Origin of the sequence: Bifidobacterium dolichotidis (assembly GCF_003951975.1) — a bacterium.
Classification (GTDB): Bacteria; Actinomycetota; Actinomycetes; order Actinomycetales; family Bifidobacteriaceae; genus Bifidobacterium; species Bifidobacterium dolichotidis.
This window is the reverse complement of the sequence record NZ_QXGM01000001.1, coordinates 562,506-586,633: the sequence shown is the minus strand read 5'-3', so window position 1 is coordinate 586,633 and position 24,128 is coordinate 562,506. Positions and strand designations below refer to the sequence as shown.

19 protein-coding genes and 1 tRNA gene are annotated in these 24,128 nt (G+C 49.4%); 2 read left to right on the top strand and 18 right to left on the bottom strand.

What is annotated here, in order from left to right; genetic code table 11:
- The first annotated feature begins 41 nt into the window (after window positions 1-41).
- The gene (locus tag D2E26_RS02185; RefSeq protein ID WP_125963045.1) at window positions 42-320 is read left to right on the top strand and encodes a WhiB family transcriptional regulator; all 279 of its coding nucleotides are present in this window, start codon (window positions 42-44) and stop codon (window positions 318-320) included.
- Window positions 321-456: 136 nt separating this feature from the next.
- Here D2E26_RS02185 and D2E26_RS02180 read toward each other — a convergent pair whose 3' ends face one another.
- Window positions 457-1,938, bottom strand: coding sequence for a sensor histidine kinase (locus tag D2E26_RS02180; protein ID WP_125963044.1), 1,482 nt, complete (start codon window positions 1,936-1,938; stop codon window positions 457-459).
- A 215-nt stretch (window positions 1,939-2,153) separates the two neighbouring features.
- Here D2E26_RS02180 and trhA point away from each other — a divergent pair, with 215 nt between their 5' ends.
- Entirely contained in the window at window positions 2,154-3,077 is a 924-nt protein-coding gene (gene trhA / locus D2E26_RS02175; RefSeq protein WP_125963043.1) for a PAQR family membrane homeostasis protein TrhA, read from the top strand.
- A gap of 151 nt (window positions 3,078-3,228) precedes the next feature.
- Here the strand turns inward: trhA and D2E26_RS02170 are convergent, their stop codons facing one another.
- The 17 genes from D2E26_RS02170 to D2E26_RS02090 all read right to left on the bottom strand — a co-directional run bounded on the left by D2E26_RS02170 (window position 3,229) and on the right by D2E26_RS02090 (window position 24,027).
- Window positions 3,229-3,717: a GreA/GreB family elongation factor gene (locus D2E26_RS02170; RefSeq protein ID WP_125963042.1), complete on the bottom strand. Its 489-nt coding sequence runs from the start codon at window positions 3,715-3,717 to the stop codon at window positions 3,229-3,231.
- Window positions 3,718-3,830: 113 nt separating this feature from the next.
- Window positions 3,831-4,238 (bottom strand): FKBP-type peptidyl-prolyl cis-trans isomerase, encoded by a 408-nt coding sequence (locus D2E26_RS02165; protein ID WP_125963041.1) that lies wholly within the window; start codon window positions 4,236-4,238, stop codon window positions 3,831-3,833.
- Window positions 4,239-4,345: 107 nt separating this feature from the next.
- Window positions 4,346-4,981 carry a cadmium transporter gene (locus D2E26_RS02160; RefSeq protein ID WP_241218829.1) on the bottom strand — a complete coding sequence of 212 codons (636 nt, stop codon included), beginning with the start codon at window positions 4,979-4,981 and terminating at the stop codon, window positions 4,346-4,348.
- A 172-nt stretch (window positions 4,982-5,153) separates the two neighbouring features.
- Window positions 5,154-6,572 carry an AAA family ATPase gene (locus tag D2E26_RS07510; RefSeq protein ID WP_125963040.1) on the bottom strand — a complete coding sequence of 473 codons (1,419 nt, stop codon included), beginning with the start codon at window positions 6,570-6,572 and terminating at the stop codon, window positions 5,154-5,156.
- Between the two features lie 495 nt (window positions 6,573-7,067).
- Window positions 7,068-7,146, bottom strand: a tRNA-Leu gene (locus D2E26_RS02150).
- A 165-nt stretch (window positions 7,147-7,311) separates the two neighbouring features.
- Window positions 7,312-8,343, bottom strand: coding sequence for a Ppx/GppA phosphatase family protein (locus tag D2E26_RS02145; RefSeq protein WP_125963039.1), 1,032 nt, complete (start codon window positions 8,341-8,343; stop codon window positions 7,312-7,314).
- A 330-nt stretch (window positions 8,344-8,673) separates the two neighbouring features.
- On the bottom strand, window positions 8,674-9,210 hold the full coding sequence (locus D2E26_RS02140; protein ID WP_125963383.1) for a DUF501 domain-containing protein: 537 nt from the start codon (window positions 9,208-9,210) through the stop codon (window positions 8,674-8,676).
- Between the two features lie 128 nt (window positions 9,211-9,338).
- A complete protein-coding gene (locus D2E26_RS02135) occupies window positions 9,339-9,878 on the bottom strand; it encodes an FtsB family cell division protein (RefSeq protein WP_125963038.1) in 540 nt (179 codons plus the stop codon).
- Between the two features lie 100 nt (window positions 9,879-9,978).
- Window positions 9,979-11,271: a phosphopyruvate hydratase gene (eno, locus tag D2E26_RS02130; RefSeq protein WP_125963037.1), complete on the bottom strand. Its 1,293-nt coding sequence runs from the start codon at window positions 11,269-11,271 to the stop codon at window positions 9,979-9,981.
- A gap of 141 nt (window positions 11,272-11,412) precedes the next feature.
- Complete coding sequence (gene mfd, locus D2E26_RS02125; protein ID WP_125963036.1) at window positions 11,413-15,003, bottom strand: transcription-repair coupling factor; 3,591 nt, start codon at window positions 15,001-15,003, stop codon at window positions 11,413-11,415.
- 127 nt (window positions 15,004-15,130) lie between these two features.
- The gene (pth, locus tag D2E26_RS02120) at window positions 15,131-15,730 is read right to left on the bottom strand and encodes an aminoacyl-tRNA hydrolase (protein WP_125963035.1); all 600 of its coding nucleotides are present in this window, start codon (window positions 15,728-15,730) and stop codon (window positions 15,131-15,133) included.
- Between the two features lie 37 nt (window positions 15,731-15,767).
- Window positions 15,768-16,289: a GNAT family N-acetyltransferase gene (locus D2E26_RS02115; protein WP_206432053.1), complete on the bottom strand. Its 522-nt coding sequence runs from the start codon at window positions 16,287-16,289 to the stop codon at window positions 15,768-15,770.
- 106 nt (window positions 16,290-16,395) lie between these two features.
- Window positions 16,396-17,169: a hypothetical protein gene (locus D2E26_RS02110; protein WP_164515825.1), complete on the bottom strand. Its 774-nt coding sequence runs from the start codon at window positions 17,167-17,169 to the stop codon at window positions 16,396-16,398.
- A gap of 254 nt (window positions 17,170-17,423) precedes the next feature.
- The gene (locus D2E26_RS02105) at window positions 17,424-18,143 is read right to left on the bottom strand and encodes a hypothetical protein (RefSeq protein ID WP_125963033.1); all 720 of its coding nucleotides are present in this window, start codon (window positions 18,141-18,143) and stop codon (window positions 17,424-17,426) included.
- Between the two features lie 309 nt (window positions 18,144-18,452).
- Window positions 18,453-19,214 (bottom strand): hypothetical protein, encoded by a 762-nt coding sequence (locus D2E26_RS02100; protein WP_125963032.1) that lies wholly within the window; start codon window positions 19,212-19,214, stop codon window positions 18,453-18,455.
- A gap of 330 nt (window positions 19,215-19,544) precedes the next feature.
- Window positions 19,545-20,345, bottom strand: a complete 801-nt coding sequence (locus D2E26_RS02095) for a hypothetical protein (protein ID WP_125963031.1) — start codon at window positions 20,343-20,345, stop codon at window positions 19,545-19,547.
- Between the two features lie 421 nt (window positions 20,346-20,766).
- Complete coding sequence (locus tag D2E26_RS02090) at window positions 20,767-24,027, bottom strand: UPF0182 family membrane protein (protein ID WP_125963030.1); 3,261 nt, start codon at window positions 24,025-24,027, stop codon at window positions 20,767-20,769.
- Window positions 24,028-24,128 lie beyond the last annotated feature (101 nt).

The window sequence follows — 24,128 nt, the reverse complement described above, 5'->3', positions numbered from 1 at the left end:
GCGAGCTAGTGCCCGCCCGGGCGAAAAAGATGGGTTCGATTATGAGCAGTGCATTTGATTGGCGTTCTAAAGCGGCTTGCCGAGATAAGGATCCCGAGCTGTTTTTCCCTGTTGGAAACACGGGCGCCGCTTATCAGCAAATTGAAGAAGCTAAGGCTGTGTGCCGCACGTGCAAGGTGATGGATGCTTGCCTGCGTTGCGCACTTGATACGAATCAGGATTACGGTGTTTGGGGCGGTCTGAGCGAAGACGAACGCCGCGCACTGAAGCGTCGCGCTATGCGTGCACGTCGTTCGCAGTCGATGCAGATGCATATCTGATTCAACAACTAACGACTGGAGTAACGGTTTCAACAGTTACTCACCTATGAAGAATGCCGCTAACCAATGATCTTGGTTAGCGGCATCTTTCTTATTAGAACCCGTACTCTTGTAGCACGTTTATCTGCACACTGCTTTACTTAGCAGCCCTCAGCTTCATATGCAGAACAACTCGGGTACCACCTTCTGGGCGTGGCTCCCAATGCACGGTGCCACCGAAGTCATTCGTCACGAACGTATTGATGATCTGTGTACCCAGACCAGAGCCAGATGGACGTGCCATACCACCATCAGCCTCATGGTCAATGCCAATGCCATCATCGTCCACAACCACATTGAGATTACGGCCTTCCCTAGTGACCGAAATAATAATGTGGCCTTCTTTACGACCTTCATAGCCGTGCTCAACTGCATTCGTAATCAACTCAGTCAGCACCAGCGACAGTGGCGTAGCATCTTGTGCAGGCATCATGCCAAAGCGGCCAACATAGTCAATGTCAATATGCTGATCCTGCATAGAAGCCAGTTCAACGCTCATACGCAGCAGGTTCGAAATAACCTTGTCGAAGTCGACGATTTCGTCGGCAGTCTGGCTCAAGCCTTCATGCACCAGAGCAATCGTCTGCACACGGCGCTGTGCTTCACCAAGCTCCTTCTTAACTTCGTCATTCTGCGTCTTACGTGCCTGCAGACGCAGCAAAGCAGAAACAGCCTGCAGGTTGTTCTTCACACGGTGGTGAATCTCAGAAATCGTTGCATCCTTCGTCTGCAATTCGACTTCACGACGACGCAGCTCAGTCACATCGCGGCACAGCACAATAGCGCCCGTACGACCCTGCTTATCCATTAATGGCAGCGAACGGATCGATACGAACGAACGATTCGTAGAAAGATCCGAGTCAATTGGAGCCTTACCAGCCAACACGAGTGGCAGTGTTTCTGGAACAGGATCGTTTTCCTTAAGCAAGCCTGCACCGATTTCGCTCAAGTACTGGCCCTGCATCGTGCCATTCATACCCAGGCGGCGGAAGCAGCTCACTGCATTTGGTGATGCATAACGCACAATGCCTTCGTACGTCAGAATAATGAAACCATCAGCAACGCGAGCATTATGACGCTGATTCATCACAGCATCACGGTATGGGAACTGACCACGAGGAATCATCTCATAGAGCTGCTTACCAGCATTAATGCTCTCCGACTCATAACGGCCATTCGATTCACGCGTAGCCATATTGGTCTCACGAATAACGAAACCAAGCAACTTACCATTGTTGCGAATTGGTGCATACACGTTGCACACGGTAGCCCTACCCAGCGTGCGCAGAATAGTCGAGTGATAAACGCCCTCACACTTACTTGCTGCTTCAATCTCTCGCAAATAGCCCTCATCAAGAGGCGTGCCAACAACATCTTCAGCACGCAAGCTCATAACCGTAGAAGGCCTACATTGTTCAGCGACCACATAAACGCCATCACCGCGTTGTAATACGAGCAACAAATCAGCAAAACTCAGATCAGCAATAACCTGCCAATCTGCAACAAGATGATGCAACATTTCACGATCAGATCCATCGAAATCTGGTCGCGTATTGATCACTTCAGAGAAAACAGCCATGCCGCAATTGTACGTCCGACGTTGTTCGAATTATTAGCGGCGTTTGTAAATATATCTAACATATTCAGATTCCGACCATCTACCGCTACTATGTCACAAAGTTACGCTATCGTAGCTTACGGTTACGTAAGGTGATTTCTGCACAAGTTTCGTCAGAGTATTTCCTACCAACCACACCAAATAACACAACACTTATCTACAATCTCTGGAGAGCCATGACGGGATTGAGTGAACAAGATATTGCGCAACGACGTGAGCGCGCATTAGCCGCACACGAAGAAGCAATACAGGCTCGCGAGCGCGCACTGAAGGCAAAAGCTGAAGCTATTCGAGTTAAAGCTGAAGTGAAGGCTACGCGCATCCGCAGTAAAGCTGAAGCAAAGGCTCTGAAGAAAATAGCCAAGGCAGAAAATAAGGCCAACCGTATTGAAGGTATTGCACCACAAGAAGTGGAGCGCAAAATCCGCCTTGATGTACACGGTCGTCCAAAGCCACTACTCCGTGGCTGGTTCCATGCCGGTACTGCCCCACTCGCTTTGGCCGCTGGCATCGTATTGATTTGTATTGCCCCAACCGTAGGACTCAAGTGGGCATGCGCCGTATTTATGACGGCTTCGCTTATTTTGTTCGCTAACTCCGCCATATATCACATTGGCGACTGGTCTCCACGCGTAACCGATATTCTGCGTCGTGTGGACCATATGAATATCTTCCTACTCATTGCTGGCACCTACACACCTGTTTCGTTTGCTCTCGATGACTTCTGGCGCAAAGCCATCATCATTGGCATGTGGAGCTGCACGCTTGTAGCGCTGATTATTCATGTGGTATGGATTACGGCGCCACGTTGGCTGTACACGATTGTCTACATCATCTTTGGTGTTTCTGGTGTCGCCTTTATGGGCTTGTTCTGGACATCTCCTGCCGCTGGTCCTGCTGTAGTTATTCTGATCGCCGCAGGTGGCCTGTGCTACATTCTCGGCGCTATTGTGTACGCACTGCGTAAGCCTGATCCATGGCCAAAAGTGTTCGGCTTCCATGAGATCTTCCACTGCGGCACAATTGCCGGATATGCCTGCCATGTAGTTGCTATTTACCTCGTGATTGTGTCACTAGCTCATATTCATGGCATCTACTAAAGCAAGCATCTATTAGTCGTATCCCTGAGTACCCCTACCAAATACATAACCCCACTTCCTACCGTTTCTAGGAAGTGGGGTTATGTATTATGTACCGCTCGCTAACACTCAGTATGAATTCAGCACTGTGTATTCAAGCAGCTCTTAAGAATCAAGCCAGTGGCTTCGAGTCCTTAATCGTCACCTTGATCATGCGACCGTTAGGTGCCTTGTACTCAACCTCATCGCCAACCTTAGCACCGATAATTGCAGCGCCGACTGGGGACTCTGGGCTGATCACGTCAATGTCGGTTGCAACAGCGATATCGCGTGAACCGATAACGTACGTCATCTCGTTGCCAGCCAGGTCGATCGTCACAACCGAGCCGTTGCCGACGGTACCGTCTTCAGGAGCCTCAACGATCTTGGCGTTGCGCAGCTTAACGATGAGCTCGTTAATACGGCCCTCGTTCTTGCCCTGCTCTTCACGTGCAGCCTGGTAACCGCCGTTCTCTGAAAGATCGCCTTCAGCGCGTGCAGCAGCAATACGCTCGGTGATCTCGTCACGGTACTCGCCCTGACGCCAGTTCAGCTCTTCCTGCAGCTTGTCAACAGCGTCCTGCGTCAGCAGCACGGTCTTTTCTTCAACTTCCTCTGCCATTTCGGTCTCCTTTTACGAGCAAAGTGCTCTACTCATTTCAAGACGCCGCTTAGGCATGTTGCCCAGCGGCGTCAACGATGTCTTTTATTTCCGTGGATTGCCCACGGGGCGTCTCATCGCGTCTCGATGATGTCGACGACGAACACGAGCGTATCGCCGCCACCGATGCCAGCCTGTGGAATACCACGCGTACCATAGCCGTACTCAGGTGGAATCGAGATCAGCAGACGAGAGCCAACGTTATGACCTGGAATTGCACGGTCCCAGCCCTGAATGACCTGACCAATGCCAATACCAAAGCTCGTTGGATCCTGGCGAGCAAAGCTCGAGTCAAAAGGCTTTTCGTTACCCCAGACCTGACCCTGATAGTTCACCGTAATCGTGTCACCACGGCGAACAACGCGGCCCTTGCCCTCTTCAAGCTCAATAACCTTGAGTCCTGCTGGTGCATCTGCCTCTGGGAACGTAATCTGAGGATCCCCACCAAATTCTGCTGCAACCTGTGGCATCAGTTCGCTCATAGCGCCTCCTTAATGCATTTCGAATCTCGAATCACAATAGCACTCAGTGAAGTCTGATTCACTGAAAATATCCTGAAAGTACGTTGATTGTACATGATCTCGGGGGTTTATCCGAGTACCTGCATCATTTGAGACAGCACATATCCCCCAAGTGCGGCTGCCAAAATAGTCACAATTCCCATAATGATCACGGCTGCACGATGCTTTGCGATGCGTGGTGTTACCGTCGCTGCAACAAAGAACGCACATAGACCAAGTACTGCGCCGTTCACTACGGCTGGGATCATCGCTTGCGAAGATACAGGTGCCATGCCCACACGTACAAAAATCATATTCATAATGCCGAGCACAACCCAAGCAGTCCAGACGGCAAATGAGACGGCGCCAATAACGGCGTAAATAAGGGGCTGCGCTTTGGCTTTGAGGCGGTAGGCGAAGGATTCGGCGCACCAGAGCAGTGCAAAGCCGACGACGTAGGCAAAACCGATGGCGAGCAGCCAAGCCACCGCAGCCCATGGCAGTAGTGGGAAGACGCCGGGTTGCAGCGACACATAAATCGGTGCGCTGATGAGTTCGCCGATCATAAGCACCACTGCAACCAGAATCGCCTGTACCAGCATGGTTGGCAAGCCGCTCGTCTCGTCTTTGCTAATGCGCATTGCGGAAGTGCGCATTGACTGAGACTGCTTCGATTGAGCTGAATCGCTGCGTGCTTGTTGTGGCTTGCTTGGCTGCTGAGGCATGAATCACCATTCTTTGATGTGGTTATGCTGTATTTGGATGCATTACTGCTATATGCGCTGCTGTGCAGTCTATCCACGCATTGCAACGAGTAGGTAACAATTCATCGAATCTGAGACGTGAGCGCTGCCGAAGTATTCAGTATTACCGATACGTTCAGTATTACCGATACATTCAATGCTGCTGCTGAGAACCCTGATGAGACTGCCACACTTGAGACTGCTGCGGCTGCTGCTGTGGCTGCTGTGCTTGTTGCGGGTATTGCGGTTGCTGGAATTGCTGCGGTTGCTGCACTGTCTGGTTTGGCTGTACATGCTGGGAATGTGAATACTCACCCGTTGGACTCTGGATAGGTTGTACTGGCTGGTAAGTAGGCATTGACGACTGTGCGTTAGCATGCGGCATCTGCTGAGTCATAGGTGTAGAGCTCATTGGCATCTGCTGGCCCACTGGCATAGGGCTCATTGACATCTGCTGTTCCATTGGCATTTGAGGCTTTGACATCGCAGGCATGGCTTCATTGATCTTTGGCATTTTCTTAATGCGATATAACAAAGCACCCAGCAACGCCAAGGTAACAATGACAAAGAAGATGGTCCCTGACCACAGGCTTGGATTACCCAACGACGCGATAATGCAGAGCAAAGCAAATGCACCCATTACGATCGTCCAGATCATCAGCGTGTGCGTTGTTTTGGCCGGTTGCAACTTCTGCAATTCTTTTTGCAGCTTGGCTTGCTGCTGTTCCAGCTGCTTTTGCGTGTGCTGAATTTGGTTGAGCTGCTTCTGCTCCTGTTGACGCAATTGTGCTTCGCGACGTTCCAAATCTTTAAGCTGCTGTGCCTTACGCTGCTCAAAATCATGCTGAGCACGTGCAAGATCACGCTTCTGCTGCTCAAGAGCCTGCTTTTCTTGTTCTAACGTTTGCTCATGGAACGTCGTTTGCTGCTCGTAACCACCTACTTGATTGCCCTGGTCAATGTTATGAGACACTGGTTGCGATTGCTGGGTATACTGCGGCGTCTGCTGGAGCCATTCTGTCTGTTGATCCTGCTGTGGCTGCTGATACTGCGACGCCTGCTGATGCTGAGAGATCGGCTTAGCCGCCGCATGTGTGGTTTCGATGGCAGGTTCTGCATCTGGCTTTGGCACAATAAAGGCAGGTCGGCCTTCCCTTTGCTTCACTCGATTGTTGACTTCCACTGCGAAGTGCATAGCTTCGCTCACCTGCTTGCGAGAGACTTCACTCATCCAAGCAAAATCAGGTCCTTCAATGAGGAGGTACTTCTCACCGCCCTTTTTCTTCTTAAACGCAAATGCGAAAATGCCAATGAGCAGCAGACGTGTTGCGGTTACACGAGCTTCAAGTTCCGAACCAGGAAGTACCTCTGCATGTACGCCGCTTAGGCTTCGTGATTCTGCTCCGCATTCAATAAATTGATCTTTAAGAACGAATCGAGTTCCATCTGCTCCACGAAATGTCTGCTTCATCATGATCCGAGTCAGATCCTTCTCTCCCGTTTGAGCAAGCTTGAGCATCCTTGCTTCTTGCGTATGCCGCTTGTACATGCCGTTGCCACGTAGTACTGCCATTACCGCGTAGACATGCTCTCCTTGTAACCGTAGTCGTCATACGAAACCAGCCAAAGAGACGTTTCTCCGCACGCACAATCAACCGAACCGTTCCTAGATCAAGGGAATATTTGCGACTTTGCGATCACTTCAGTCATCATATTGGTGCGGTCTCGTTACTTGCTCACACTGCTACGACCTGGCCAACGCTTAATCGTGTGTAGCAGGAATTGAGAAGATTAGTATTCCCAATGGTTTTACCAAGTTTGCAAACTCCCCTTGCACACGGTTACGCTCTGATGCTCCGTATCCGTGTGAAAATGTTTGTCATCTTACACACTGCTACCGCGACTTTTTGCGTGACCGTGTGTACAGCACTACGCTTCTCCGCAAGAAATAGCCATTGCGATCAGACCTACATTCACGGTAACGAATTTTCAACACCGTAGCAGTGTGATGACTTTCTGAGAGAAAAGAAAAAGCCCTAGGAATCACTCCCTAGGACTTCTAAAACTGTGCCTCCGGTGGGACTCGAACCCACAAGCCGAAGCGGTCGATTTTAAGTCGACTGCGTATACCATTTCGCCACGGAGGCTTGTGAAGCTGCCGCTTCACTCATGCAACAGTAGCACACTGTACACGGTCTTACCGCTAATTTCACGCAAATTGACGGCGATTCTCAATAAATGGCGTAAAATCCACACGAAATGGCGTAGATTCCACACATTTTCGCACGCATTAGCGGTTATGAGGCAGAACTTCAGTCCTCCTGATCAGCCAGCAAACGATGACCAAGATCCAGCACAATGCCATCAAGCAGACCATGCTCACTAGCAATGAACGAATCAAGCTGCTGACCATGATCGTTATAAGCAGCCTGACCAATGCGATCAAGCACACGGTTCAGCACAACTGCGCCGCCACCAACAACATCAATACGACCAGGATGAATCGTCTTGTACTCAGAACGCTCTGCACGCGTCATGTGCAGGAAGCGATCATCCGTTGCAAACGTTTCTTCAAAGTTAAGGCGAACACCATCAACCTTGGTGTGGTCATAGGTTTCCAGACCCATAGCCAAAGCGGTCATCGTCGTTACCGTGCCAGAAACTCCAATAATCGTGCGAGCTTCGCCAATTGGCACGACCTTGCTGGCTTCATCAATATGACGGTCGATGTCATCAAGTGCATCGTGAATCTGTGCTTGCGTTGGTGGATCATCATGCAGATGACGCTCGGTCATACGCACAGAACCGACATTCATCGAATAAGCGGCCACAACCTCGGTTGCTGGCTTTGTCACGCCGTCGCCACCAAGCACAAGCTCCGTAGAGCCACCACCCAGATCAATCACAATATATGGTGGCTTTGCATCAGGAACTTGCAGCGTACCCGTTGCAGCCAAGAAGCTCAGTCGTGCCTCTTCAGTACCAGAAATCACTTCTGGACGCACACCCAGAATCGATTCCACGGTATCTTCGAACTCTTCACGGTTGCTAGCGTCTCGCGTTGCAGACGTTGCAACAAAGCGAATGGCATCCACCTTGTGCTCAGACAGAATCTCAGCGAATTCACGGCAAGCAGCATAGGTACGTTCCAGAGCTTCATCAGCGAAACGATGCGTCTGATCAACGCCCTGACCCAAACGCACTACGCGCAGCACGCGAGGCACGATCTCTTCCATACCATCGGCAGAAATACGCGCGATCTTCAATCGAATAGAATTCGTGCCACAATCAATGCCTGCAACAACTACTGACTTTGCAGACTCATCATTTGCTTGCTGCACCATATACTCCTCTTTTTCCATCCACCAACACGTCAACAATCAGCCGGATCTCTAAAACTGACACGTCGATTTCAACCAGATCTCTAAAGCCAACTCGTCGATTTCAACCGGACCTCTGAAACCAGCACAATCATTAGCATCAGCCAGATCTCCGAAACCAACACAATCGCTAGAATCAGCCAGATCTCCGAAACCAGCATGATTGTTAGAATCAGCTCAATTACTGACTCAACCTAAGCTTTGTTATCCAGCCTAATAACCAGAACAGGGTTCAGCTTATTTCATAAGTGCTTAACGCGAAACACTATCTGTTCAGCACCTCATGCTGAATGCTCACTGCTCGCAGCGGCACACCTTTGGATCAAACTCATCGCGAGCACGTTCCAGAGCCAAGTCACCAAGCGGATTAATGCCAGGACCCATAACCAGCGTCTGAGCCAGCAGAGCATGTAGGCACTTCACGCGCACAGGCATACCGCCAGCGCTAATGCCCTCAATGTGCTCCTCGGAATCGCCAGTACGCTCAGCCAGTGCATGGCGGAATGCCAAGTAGTACTGATGTGCACGCTCGTACTGAGCGCGCAGTTCCTCATCCTCGGCGAGCATCTGGTTGAACTCAGCCATCACGCCATTTGCCTCAAGATGACTCATGGCCTTCACTGCCACAGGATTCGTCAAATAGCACGTAGTTGGGAATGGAACACCGCCAGGCAGCAGTGGACGCGTCACAACGGCCAATGGCCTGCCGCACACGCAACGTGCGCCAACAGCTTCCATACCGCGTGGGTAACGGCCAAGCTGGCCCTGAACCTCTTCAATATCGTGTTCAGTAGCAGGCTCTTGCATAATGCGATCGAGCAGATCGTGCATTTCTTGCTCAATCGTCTGTGCGGATTCGTTCATCACTCTCCCATTTCTTCAGCCATAAGGTTTCGCCCGCACTTGCGCTCGGGGTGCGTAAGTGCAGACAGTAAAGACTTCAGTGTGCGTTCATCACACTAGTTTTGTTCAGGATTTTCATTTGATTGCTGCTGTTGCGCATTATCCTGACCAGCGTTGGACTGCTGAGTGGATGCGTCCTGTGGCTGACGAGGTTCATCAGCTTTCTTGAACGCATAAGCCAACTCGCTATACCAAGGCAGCACTTTCTCGGTCACTGACTTGTCATCATCATCTTGATCCTCAGTAACAGTTTGGCCTGTTACTGCTTCAGGATGTTCAATACGAATTGGCTGCTCGCCTTGGAATACATAGCCTAAACGCTCACGAGCTTGTGCCGTCACATATGCTTTATCGTCCCAACGGCCAATATCGTTTTCTAGCTTTCCCTTTTTAGCCACGAGTGCGGCTTCTTGCTTCTTGAGCCCATTGAGCTCAGACAAATTCAGCGCGTATGTGTGGAATGTTGAAACGAGCTGGATTGCACCCAACGCAATAATAAATAAAGAAATAAACAGCGCTATTGGGCCACCACTTGGGTGACGTGTCTGCTGAGGACGACGGGCAGACGAACCTTGAGTTTTCCTACGCTGTGCCATAACTCCCAAACGTACGCGACACTTAAGACGAAGACAACCCCTATCTGTGAATAGATAGGGGTTGTTCAAATGCTCTAATTACAGCGTTAGAGCGTTAGACTCACATGTACTTCTTGCAAGCCTTGAATGCGCTGTAGCCAGCGTACTGAGCGGTCGAGCCAAGCTCCTCCTCGATCTCGAGCAGGCGGTTGTACTTAGCGATACGCTCACCACGAGCTGGAGCGCCGGTCTTGATTTGGCCGGTGTTCTTAGCAACAGCCAGATCAGAGATCGTCGTATCTGGGGTCTCGCCGGAACGGTGGGACACCATGGAGGTGAAGCCGTTCTTCGTAGCGAGCTCGATAGCGTCGAGCGTCTCGGTAACGGTACCGATCTGGTTGAGCTTGACGAGCAGCGAGTTAGCTGCGCCGAGCTCAATGCCCTTAGCCAGACGCTTAGGGTTGGTCACGAGCAGGTCGTCGCCCACGAACTGCAGACGATCGCCGAGCTTCTTGGTGATCATTGCCCAGTCGTCCCAGCCTTCTTCCTGGAATGGATCCTCGATGGAAACGATTGGGTACTCTTCGATGAGCTGCTCGTAGAAGTCGAGCATGTACTTCGAATCGCGCAGATCGCCTTCGAAGCGGTACTTGCCCGTCTCCTTGTCGAAGAACTCGGAGGAAGCCACATCGAGCGAGATGCCGATCTGCTTGCCTGGCTCGTAGCCAGCAGCGGAGATTGCATCCATGATGTAGTTCAGCGAATCCTTGTTGGACTTCATCTTTGGAGCGAAGCCGCCCTCATCGCCGAGGCCCGTGTTCAGGCCTTCCTTCTTCAGCACGTTCTTCAGCGTGTGGTAGACCTCAACGCCTGCCTGCAGAGCCTCAGAGTAGGTCTCGAAACCGTATGGGGAGATCATGTACTCCTGAATATCGGTTGCGAAGTCTGCGTGAGCACCACCGTTCATGATGTTCATGTTTGGCACTGGCAGGATGTGGCCGTTGGTGCCACCGATGTAACGGTACAGAGGCAGCTCAGCGGACTCAGCTGCTGCGTACAGAGCAGCGAGCGAGACACCGAGGATTGCGTTAGCGCCCAGGCGGCCCTTGTTTGGAGTGCCGTCGAGCTCAATCATTGCCTCATCGAGTGCACGCTGATCCTCAGCGTCCATACCGATAACCTTTGGAGCGATCTCCTCGTTGACTGCCTTAACAGCGGCAAGAACACCCTTGCCCTGGTAGACGGACTTGTCGCCATCGCGGCGTTCCCAAGCCTCTGCCTCACCAGTCGAAGCACCCGAAGGCACCAGACCGATGCCGCGGGAGCCGTCTTCGCAGTCAAGCACGACCTCGACGGTCGGGTTGCCACGGGAGTCAAGAATCTGGCGTGCGTACACGCTTTCAATTGCTGCCACAACTACTCCTTGTATATATAGGTTGTGATGACATCCCCAAGCGTAGTGGGTTAACCGGACGATTCCTAGGTAAACTCCGTGTAAATAATGAGAGCGCTAACAAGCTACTGTTCACCGATTGGCTCGGTGTAACAGCGAGAGTTACTTTCTAGGCTTCGGGGTCCACCCGATGTCATCAAGCAGCTGTTCGGTCCATTTCACAACCTCTTCTGAGCTCATTGGACCAGAGCCCAAAGAGCCTTGGAATGGCGTTGGAATAATCAGCGTCTTGGTTACTGGACGGTACTGTAAACCCTTGTAAATACGCGAAAGTCGCATCTGTGTTGACTCTGGTGGAGCCACTGGAGTGACACGAATAGTACGGCCTTGTGCATTGATTTCCCGAATACCCAGCGAGCGCGCCTTTTCACGCAGACGAGCAATGTTGAACAGCGAGTCGAATTCAACTGGAGGCTTACCATAGCGGTCCGTTAATTCTTCACGCAATTCTTGCAAATCTTGTTCATCTCGCGAGGCGGCCAGCTTCTGGTACGCTTCGAGACGCAACTTATCGGAATCGATGTAGTCCACTGGAATCGAAGCTTCGATTGGCAGATCAATGGTGACTGCAATTGGTTCTACGCGTTCTGGTTCCTTGTATTCATCAATAGCTTCAGAAACCATACGCACATAGAGATCGAAGCCGACGCCTTCAATATGACCCGACTGCTCATCGCCCAGCAGATTACCAGTGCCACGCAATTCAAGATCCTTCATAGCCACATCGAAGCCGGAGCCCAATGCGGTGTTCTGAGCAATCGTTACGAGTCGCTCGTGCGAAGCCTCGGTCATTGGCTTTGTTGGATCATAGAGGAAGTAGGCATAGGCACGTTCATGGCCACGGCCAACACGTCCACGTAGCTGGTGTAGCTGTGATAAGCCGAAGCGATCTGCATGGTCAACAATTAATGTGTTGGCGTTGGAAATATCAAGGCCCGTTTCAATGATTGTTGTTGTAACAAGCACATCAATATCGCGATGCCAGAAGTCCTGGATAATCGTGTCCAGTTGCTTACGGCCCATCTTGCCGTGTGCAATACCAATACGTGCTTCAGGAACCAGTTCGCTAATATGCTGAGCAACCTTGCTAATGTCTTCAACTCGATTGTGCAAGTAAAAAACTTGGCCGCCGCGCATAAGTTCGCGTCGGATAGCTGCCGTGACCTGAGCATCTTCATAAGCGCCCACATAGGTCAGCACTGGCAAACGATCTTCTGGTGGCGTTGCCAGCGTAGACATTTCACGAATACCCGTAATAGCCATTTCGAGCGTACGAGGGATTGGCGTTGCAGAAAGGCTCAGCACATCGACGTTCGTGCGCAATGCCTTGAGTGTTTCCTTGTGTTCCACGCCAAAACGCTGTTCCTCATCAATTATGACGAGGCCCAAATCCTTGAACTTAATATTTGGGTTCAGCAACTTGTGCGTACCAATAACAACATCAACAGTGCCGTCTTCGAGGCCCTTCTTTGTTTCGTTAATCTCTTTAGTCGATTCGAAACGGCTCATAGCCTTCACTACAACAGGGAAACCTTCGAAACGCTCACTGAATGTTTCGAGATGCTGTTGTACGAGCAGCGTTGTTGGTACGAGTACCACAACCTGCTTGGAATCCTGGACAGCCTTAAATGCTGCGCGTACAGCAATTTCTGTTTTACCGAAACCAACATCACCACAGATCAGACGATCCATTGGCATGTCTTTTTCCATATCAGATTTGACATCGTCAATAGTCGTCAGCTGATCAGCGGTTTCTTGATATGGGAATGCGTCCTCGAGTTCCTTTTGCCAAGGCGTATCTTTACTAAACGCAAAGCCTTTAGAACGCTGCCTTGCTGAATAGAGCTTAATCAGGCTCTGAGCAACTTCATGTACATGCTTCTTAGCACGTGCCTTCGTATTAGCCCAGTCAGAACCGCCAAGCTTATTGAGCTTTGGTACTTCTGCACCAATGTATTTACTAACCTGATCGAGCTGATCAGTAGGAATATAAAGCTTGTCCGGTGGTGCATTGCGCTTGCTTGGCGCATATTCGAGGACCAAGTATTCACGCATGGCACCATTACGACCAGCACCGCCAGAGCGCTGCTTGAGTTCAATAAATCGGCCAATACCATGCTGATCGTGTACGACGAAATCGCCTGGTTTCAGCTCCATCAGGTCAATTTGCTTACGACGGCGCTTTGGTGTCTTGCCGTTAACACCAGCAGAGCTGGCATGACCAGTAAGATCACGTTCGGTGAGCACAGCAAGTTTTGCCTGCTCGTCGAGGAAACCATCAATGGCTTGTGCGCGCACCAGCTCAAATCGTGTAATGCCAATTTCATTGAGCATGCGCTTCAAACGAGACAGCGTGCCATGTGCGGCTGCGGTAATCGTAATCGTGTAGCCATCATCGAGCATAGCTTGCAGACCATCGGCTGCACGCTTCTCATCACCACGGAAGTTCTGTGGTGCCAAGGCACCGAGCTGTACGTGTCCTGCCAAAGCACCATCTACAGGGAATGCAGTAACTTGCCACAACTCACGAGTCGAGTACAGCAATGCTGAAGTAATTTCATTAAGATCGTAGAAATTAGCTTGCTCAAATGAAATAGGTGCTGCTGCCCCATGGCCTGAAGCAGCCACATGCCAGCTCGTGGCCAAGAACTCGTTTGCGGTTTTAATCAGATCATCAACTGATCGACGCAGCTTTTCTGGATCGCTCATCATCACGATGACGTCCTTTGGAAGCATGCCCGTAATTGGTTCCATCTTGTCGACGAGTGCAGGCATCAGCGATTCCATGCCTTCAATGGCAATGCCATCAGCAATAGACTGCAACATATCGTCAGCGTTGGCAATGTCACCAATTAATGACTTTGCACGAGCTCGTACCTGCTCAGTTAATTGCAGTTCACGACATGGCGTAGCCCAAATTCGATCCACAACTGGACCATAAGTTCGCTGATCAGAGCTATGGAATTCCTTAATCGAATCGATTTCATCACCAAAGAAATCAATACGCACTGGATGCTTTGCCGTTGGCGGGAACACATCAAGAATGCCGCCACGCACTGCAAACTCACCACGATCCATAACGAGCTCAACACGTGTATAGGCATTACGGACTAATGCCTCACTCGCCTCTTCAAGCTCAATAGATTCGCCAACCTTAAATACGAGTGGCTTAATATCACCAATACCAGCTACAACAGGTTGGATCAGCGAGCGCACAGGCATAATCAGAATGCGAATTGGACCAAACATTTCGTCATTCGCATTTGGATGGCACAGCCTAGAGAACACCTGCATACGGTTAGCTACCGTGTCAGCTCGTGGTGAGAGTCGTTCATGAGGCAGGGTTTCCCAGGCATCAAGCACAGCAATATCATGCTCGTCACCGTCATAGTAGGAACGTACTGCTTCCACCATCTCGTTGGCTTCGCGAGAGCTTGGCACCACAACAACAACTGGTTTACGTACGGCGGCTGCTGCAGCGAGCGCTGGTCGAATGCCTTCTGGCGCACTCACAAACAGGCTTGGATCAGTATCGGTTTCATCGGGTTCGATACGACCATCGACGAGTGCGGCGAATTGCTGATCGGCACGCAGTTCTTCGGTGATGTTGGCCAGCGTTCCAGACAAGTATTCGTCAACTTGTTGCTCAGTTTTGTGTGTACGATGCTTGTCTTGTTGCTGCGCACGCGCCATGTGCCGTGCCCTCCCTACTGCTTGGAAAAAGAACTAGCTCTTTATCACGGAGCATCCGTACTGATTACGTACTGTTTCTACCAAGAATGTGCGTGAAGTACTGGTGCTTATCGCTTATCGCCGATAATCAACGCTTGTTGAACTTGTCTTGTGCCTTTACGAGACCGTCGAACATAATAGCTTCTGCAGCATCAGCGCCGTCGGCAACGAATTCAGGCAACTGCTTACGCTGCTGTGCATCGAAGTGACCAAGCACAAAGTTCACAGTGTTATTGTGTGCGTCGCCTTCGCGGCTTGAGTGGCCAGTGCCCATGCGTACGCGAGCATAGTTTGGCGTGTGCAGGCAAGCATCAATCGACTTAATGCCATTGTGACCGCCTGCGGAGCCGCCAGACTTGAGCTTGATACGACCAAAGTGAAGATCCATATCGTCGTGAATAACAATAATGTGATCAGGCTTGATGTGATAGTACTTAGCAATCGAATCAACGGCCTGACCTGAGTTATTCATAAACGTCAGTGGCTTAGACAGCAAGAACTTTAATGACTTGCCCTGCAGATTCATCGTGCCTTGGCCTAATTCCGAAAGTCCCTTGAACTGAGAGAAATGTACGGACCAGCGTTCAGCGAGTTCGTTAGCAACCATAAAGCCCATATTGTGTCGTGTACCTTCGTAACGTACACCCTTGTTTCCGAGACCTGCAATGAGCCAGAACTCCGCTGCCATGTTTCTCCCTTCGCAGCTCACTATTCTCTGCTGCTCGTCAAATAAGATCTAATTCATAATAAGCAACGTCATGCAAAATGCCCTTGGCATCAGTAGCTGCATGTTCAAGCATGCCAAATGGTCGGAATCCAAAACTCCGAGCTAAGCTCATTGATGCAAGGTTGTCGGCAAAGATAACACAAATTGCTTTCCTGAGGCCGCGCATATGTGCTTCGCGTAACAAATTATGCAACGTAAAATATCCCACACCTTGGCGACGCCACTCTGGTGCAACATAAAATGCGAGTTCGGTCACTCCCTTATAACCGGGTAGAGCATAGTACTCGGAACAGGCTGCAAAAGCTACAACTGAGGTTGTTTGTGTAGCATCATCAATTGCTTCTACAACAAATACGCCGTATGGATCTTTATGGTCATACAGCCAAGTCTCTCGGTTTTCGAATGATACTGGTGAAATCTGTGCGTTAATACCGCCCTCAACAATGGCAGCATTGTAAATATCGGTAATTGCAATAACGTCACTGTGCATTGCCATACGCATAACCAGTTGTGCACTCATGGCCACTTATCCTAGCGGAATTCCACCATTCAGCAAGACATGCATCCGACCTCAATGCAAAACAATCAAATTATCAATACGGCGTATTGCACATACATGCTATTGCTCAGGCATTAGGCACGGCCTGATTAATGGTTATTTCACCTCTCCTACCGAGATCATCTTCACACACTATTCGGAGCTTGTAATAGAAATCTGCCGTACCGTAGTAGCCAATAACATAATTTTCAGCAATATTATTGAATTGTTGAGGCCACGCTATTTCGGTACTCTCTGCAGAAAGGATATAGGTTTCCGGTAGCTCTCTCGAAGTCAATTCGAATGATGCAATACTCAATTTATATGCACAGTTCAGATCAGTTTTAGAAGTCGTATTCGTAATCGAAAATCCCATTCTATATTTTCCAAAACCGTATTCACTGTAGCCAACGCGAATTGACATCGTGGTGTATTTCACATTCCGTACACCGCTCATGTAATGCATACTGACATCTATCGGCATATACGAGGTAAAAGGAATTCCAAACATTCCGTATCGCACTATTTTAGTGCTCGCAGCTAGGCATACCTGATACATTCCACGGTCCAGTTTCCATGCATAGTATCGGCGTCTTGTGCCATCAGGCATATCACGAGAACAGCCATTCTGAAATGGCACATTCCCAACACCCTGAATTTCTGTCAGAGTTCCATTATTCATAGATTGACTATTGGTATAGGCATCAGTATCAGTGAGAACTGGATCTGCATACGCGGTTGTAGCACAGGTGCCCATGCATAAAGCTGTGGCTGTCACTGCGCCACACACCAATTGTCTCAATGATTGTTTCATACCCTTCACCCCACTGTTCATACCCTTCACCCCACTGTTCATGCCCATCACCCCACTGTTCATGCCCTTCGCCCCATCAAGAAGCCATATCTTTAGAGCACGTATGCAGCTGTTATGCTTGCATCGTTATCTCGAAGCGTACATGAGCAAGGTAAATGAAAAGTGACCCAACCTATTGAAGCAATTTCACTTACTTTACAGTCCAACTACAGAGCGACCAAGAAATGGTCGTTGAAACAATACGGATAAGGGGCATGAATGCTGTCTTAGCAATTCATGCCCTCTAAGTACGCAATGGGTATTTAGTTAGGTGTTGCCATTGACACAAAGAGCTGGGATTGTTTACCAGCCTGATCTGTACATACTATTTTGAGCCTGTAATAGAAATCTGAAGTACTGTAAATACCAAAGCCATACGCTTCAGCCAAATTACTAAACTGTTCAGGCCACATTATTTCTGTTGAGTCCACTGAGAGTACTGGCACCTCAGGAAGCATTTTCGATACATATACAAACGATGCAATGCTCTGATCGTATTCAGGACGGAGATCAGTTTTAGCATCGGTATTGGTATATGAGTATCCCATGGTATATGTTCCAAAACCGGACGTTTGGAAACCGTATTGTATTGTCATCCGAGTTGATTCGAATGGCTCGCCACTGAGATAATGCATACTGAAATCTATTGGTCGATATGCTGTATAAGGTATCCCGAATAGCTCAGGCCGTAGTATTTTCGTACCTGCAGCTAAACATATCTGATATTTACCACCGCCAGCATCCCAGGTATACAATCGCCGAACTGTGTTCTCGGGCATAGTACGAGAACAACCATTCTGAAAGAGCGCATTCCCCTCACCCTGCATTGCTGTCACAATTCCATCGCTCATTGGCTGATGCTCAACAACGGAATCAGTGTCAGCAGACATTGAATCCGCATACACGGTAGTAGCGCATGTTCCCAAGCACATGGCTGTAGCTAATACCGCACCGCCTATCAGTTGTTTCCATGAATGTTTCATGCCTTGTACTCCATTACGAATGTTTGGCCGTCTCAACGTATGCATCTGCTGGTTTGCATCGTTACGCCAAAATTACAAGCCATACGTAAATATGGAGTGGCTTACATACATAGATTTTGTAAATACCTACTTTCGTAAATACCAACTTTTAATGAATGCATACTTCGTGTGCTCTCCCCCCAAAAAAAATAAGAGCTTAGTTTGGCATTGATGTCAGGCAAACTAAACTCCTATCAAAAGCAATCTTCGATTGTAAAAATCCAAGGTAAGAACTGATAAATACACGACTCATCTCATTGCACATACCTGCTATGGCAGTTGAATCGAGAACTTACCAGTAACTTTTTCGCCTCTTGCAGTTATCACATCTATTGCAATATTATTCCTTGGATTCTGCCCGTAATACCAACCAAAATTTGAAAAATCTACAGTATAGGCATATTCCGGTGGTAACGAAAAATGTCGAGAATTCTCTGGAGTAAAAGAAACTTCCGCACTCGAGATCTCTTTATAGCTACTGCCTAGATTATCGTAAAATTTGTAACCGTACAGATCCTGAACCACAATATCTTTACCGAAATCTTTTGGGGTATAGCCTTTTCTTAGGAAGACGGGGAACCAAGAACCATTCTTATACTCACGAGAGAACCACGGACGTACCGTTACTCTCTTTGGCTGCATTGCACCAATATAAACCACATTAACCGAAACCTTATGATAAGACGGACCAGTACGAATTATTCTCCTGTAATACACTTCTGGTCCAGTAGTCATCGCTATCTTGTACACCCCACCAACATCTGGTTGCCAGAGGAATTCTTCAGTAGCCTCGCCATAAGCAGTACCATCAGCAGTATTTGACCACGTAATACGTTGCGGCTTAATCTCCACAGTACTGCCATTGCTCACACTTGCTTGAGCATCAACATCAACAGGATTCGTAACCTCTAATTGAGCCTCATCATTGAGGTTATTCTCAACATTCGCTGACGCTGAACCAACTGCCATACTCATCAACATTGCTGGCACAAGCGAAGCAGCACATACCATTTTGCTAATAGACCATTTCATGATCTTCCTCCTCGAACAGCAGAGGACACAATATTGCAGCTAAACAATACGCATAAGCACCATTAACAAAACACAATATTTTGCTAGCTTCAGCATATATATGCCAAACCAACAGTTCGTGAATTACATATAAAGAACAAAAGAACAAAATGCAAAGAGTACCTTTATGCATATCAGATATAAACAGCTTGCCATTGTTCTGCAGAATAACAAGTGCTCAGAGTAATATTGATATTAAACAAACAAACTCTTATCAATAGCAATATTCGATTGTTAATAATCCATGGTAAGAACTGATAAATACACTGCTCATCTCATTGCACATACCTACTATGGCAGTTGAATTGAGAACTTGCCAGTAATTTTCTCACCTGATGCAAGTACTACATCTAGAGCAACATGATTCCTGGGATTACGTCCATAAAACCAAGCAGATTCTGCATAATCTACGGTGTAGTTATGCGCTGGCGATAACACGAAATGTGTAGGATCAGCTGCAGTAACAGGACTTTCAGCGGTCGAGACATTACTGTAATCAAAGTACGCTTGAATAAAACTCGTAGAGTTGAAGAGATCCTCGTTCTTAATCTTTGTACCAATCTCTTTTGGGGTATAGCCCAAACTTATGGCTGGAAAGAACGGGAAACATGCCATCTGATACTCGCGGGAGTACCACGGATGTACTACTAACTCCTTTGGCGGAGTAACACCTTTATATCTCACGACAACCGATACTTTATGATAGGACGGACCAGTACGAATGATGGTCCTGTAATACAATTCTGCACTAGTAGTCATAGTTATTTCGTAAGTTCCGCCATCGCCTAGAGTCCAGAGAAAATCTTCGACAGCATATCCATAAGGTGCACCAGAAGAAGTATGCTGCCACTCAATACGCTGCGGCTTAATTTCCACAGTACTGCCATTGCTCACACTTGCCTGAGCATCAACATCAACAGGATTGGTAACCCCTACCTGAGCATCAACATCAACAGGATCGGTAATCCCTATCTGAACCTCATCATTGAGATTATTCTCTTCATTTGCTGATGCTGAACCCGCTACCATACTCATCAACATTGCTGGTACAAGAGCAGCTGCGCACACCATTGTGCGGATAGATCGTTTCATGATCTTCCTCCTCGAACAGTTTTACATTCACAAGAATTTCAACCGTGTATTGCATAAGCGCTTGTTCAGAAAACTACGATGCATCGCTTATCTTCAGCGTATATAAGATGCACCAACAATGAGTGAATTACACATCACAAACAAAGGAATATTGCGTGTGAATCATCTTCACACAAATCCGATGACAATAGCATGCCAATGCTCCGCTCTCTCCCTCAATTACCAGGGAGTACAACGCTTTTCGTACAAAACAGCAGCAAAAGGAGCATAAGAAAATTAATCATTCTTAGCCGGAATACTACACAAAAAGGGCATGAACTTTTCATACAAAGTTCATGCCCTAATATTCACAGACGAAATATAAATCAGACTACTGTCTTATTCATGCTTCTTCTGCAATGGATGCTGGTCAGCAGAAACCTTACTCAAGCTTCATAGCCTTATCCAAAGCCTCCTGCAGCTTCTTCTGTGCTTGTCCGTAAGCCGACCAGTCACCATTCTTCATGGCCTTATCGGATTCCTTCATAGCATCGGAAGCATCCTGCAACGCCGACTTGAGCTCAGGCGAAGTCGACGAGGAGTCAGACTTCTTATCGGAACTCGAGTCTGCACCAGAGCCGGCGTCAGGCTTCTTGGCTGAATCTGCAGAACCGGAAGTATCTGCAGGAGCTGAACCACCCGATGATCCAGTCGAATCAGCATTCGAGGCGTCGCCAGCCTGTGCGCCAGAGTTACCACCGAACACCTGGTTCAAGGCCTCGTCAAGCGTGTTAGCGAAACCAACCTGATCACCGAACGCAACGAGTACCTTCTTCAGCAGTGGATAGCTCGTAGAACCAGACGACTTGACGTAGACCGGCTCCACATAGACGAGGCCACCGCCCAGAGGAAGCGTCAGCAAGTTGCCACGCTCAACCTGAGTCGAACCCGACTGCAGCAAGTTGAGTTCCTTCGAGACTTCAGCATTGGCGTTGAAGTTGTTCTGCGCCTGACCAGGACCTGGCACATTCGAATCCTTCGGCAACTCCTGCAATCGAATCGTGCCATAATCTGGACCTATCTTGCCCTTCTCGCGGCCAGCATCGGAATCAACCGACAGGAAGCCCGTCAGAATTTCACGAGTTGACGAACCTGCTGGAATGTAGGTCGAAGTCAGTGAGAAGACCGGCTCATCAGAACCACCAGTTTGCAGCGTCAAGTAGTACGGAGGCTGCAGCACGCGACGGCCCTGCTCACTCGACGACTCGGTTGGATCAACAGGCGTCTGCCAGAAGTCCTCACCCGAGAAGAACTGACTTGCGCTCGTTACGTGATACTTGGCGAGCAGCTGACGCTGCACCTTGAACATACCTTCTGGGTAACGCAGGTGAGCCATAAGATCACCCGAGATCTCCGAAATGTCATGGTACTGGGCAGGGAAAATCTGACGCCATGCCTTGAGCACAGGATCGTCTGCATCCCAAGCGTACAGATCAACCGAACCGTCATACGCATCAACCGTAGCCTTCACCGAGTTGCGCATGTAGTTGACGCGCTGCTTGTTGAGGCTGTGCACAGTGTCAGAGGAAACAGTTGTCGAATCCTCAGTTGCATCGGCCAGATCAGTCATCTGCGAGTATGGGTACTGATCCGACGTCGTGTAACCATCAATAATCCACTTCACGCGACCGTTAACCACTGCTGGGTAGACACGACCATCGAGCGTTAAGTAAGGAGCAACCTTAGCCACACGCTCCTTTGGCGAGCGATCGTAGAGAATCTGCGAATCAGCGTTCACACGATCCGAGAACAGAATCTGGTCAGAACCGAAACGAATCGCGTAGAGCAGACGCGAGAACAGGTTGCCCACCGAAGGACCACCGTTGCCCTCGAACGTCGTTGTTGCGCCTTCAGAACCCGTTGGGTAATCGAACTCCCAAGCCGTAGTGCCCTTTGGTGCACCCACAATCGAATACTCCGGAGCCTCTGGCGAGAAGTAGATACGAGGCTCGTAGTGCTGCGTCTCAGTCAGATAGCCCTGCGTAGGAATACCGTATTCGAAGAACTCTGGCTGGCCATCAGCAGTGACCTTATTACCGTAAGCAGCCACAATGCCGTAGCCGTGCGTGTACACCGTGTGGTCGTTAACCCAGTTGCGGTTGTCGTTGCCAGCAAGGTTAATCTCGCGAGCGGCAATAACCGTGTCCTGGTTCACACCGTCGATGTCGTACTTATCAACAGCCAGCGTGTCTGCAAACGTGTAGTACTGCTTGAGCTGCTGGAGCTGCTTGAATGTTGGGCTCACAATCTGAGGGTCGAGCAAACGAATCTGAGCAGTTGTTTCTGTTTCCTTGCTCAGTGCACCTGCCTCACCCTTGGTCGTGGCGTCGTATTCGCTCGTCTTCACGTTGCTCAAGCCATAGGCCTCACGCGTGGCATCGATGTTGCGCTGAATGTAGGTCGATTCCATTTCCTGCGCGTTTGGATTCACACGGAAACGCTGCAGCAGCAGAGGCCACACCGTAGACAACACCATCGAAGCGACTAAAGCCACAGCAACGGTCACCACTGGCACGCGCCATGCACGCCAAGCCGTGTGTGCATTCGTGTACACAGTTGTTGCATTCTCCGATAGCGACTTCGTGCGCATGAGCCATACGAACAACACCACAGCAGCTGCCACAGTCAAGCCAGCGAGAATAAACGTCACTGGAATCGTGGCGTGAATCGTCGTGTACGTTGCACCAGTAATGCGCTCCCCTTGCACGTTCAGTGCCGAGAACACACCCATAACCTGGTTCACTGCCCACATCAGCATGGCCAGCAGCATCCAAATGCCAATCTGGCGACGAGCCGACTTCGTCAGCGCCACCAGACCATGGCCCTTGACTGGCATCGTGAAGCGAATACCACCCATAGCAATATGAGCAATAATCGAGAACACCAGACCCACAACGAACAGCAGACCAGCCTCACCCAGAATCAGACGCAGGCCAGGCAGAACGAACACATAGAAGCCCGTATCCAGACCGAACACAGGATCCGTCGAGCCGAACGACTGTGCGTTGAACATAAGCAGCAGCTCAGACCAGTTCATATTGAAACGAGCGCCTGCAATCAGGCCCACAATTACTGCAGCCACAACTGCCACGCGGCGAGCCGACTTTGAGCTGACAGACTTGCCAATCTCAATAACATCGCCATTCACGCGAATTGTGGAACCATCAGCAAAATCAGGACGCTTGCGAATAGCAAGCATGGCGCTCAAGTAGCCCACGCCTGCCATCAGCAGCACATAGAACAGCCACAATCCAAAACGCGTCCACAGCTGCGTCCAAATCACACTCGAGAATCCGAGCTGGCTGTACCACATAACGTCAGTAATAAAACGAGACAAGCCAAACAGCAGGCCCACAAGAATAACCAGCGTCAGTACAACGCCAAGGAAAATCTTTGACCCGCGGCTATGTCCGCTGCCATTACCACGGTTGTGGTGCCTATCACCTCGCGCACCGTGGCGATCAGTAATACGCGGACCTTGTGGACCACGAGGCCCACCTGCGCCGCCAGTTCCGTTCGTACCGGCTTCTTCGCCGTTCGTTTCTACATTAATGATGATTGGATCATCATTATTCTGTCGATCTCGTCGATGGCCGTTTGGATCCGGCCCACCGAACATGTCGAAGGGGTTAAAGAAAGACATTCCTTCAGCCTACCTGTTCACAGCTTTTCAGCCATACTCGATATCGTTTTCGGTTCAAATTTATATTTGAGTCGTACAATTTCAACCCGTAAATTTTTATT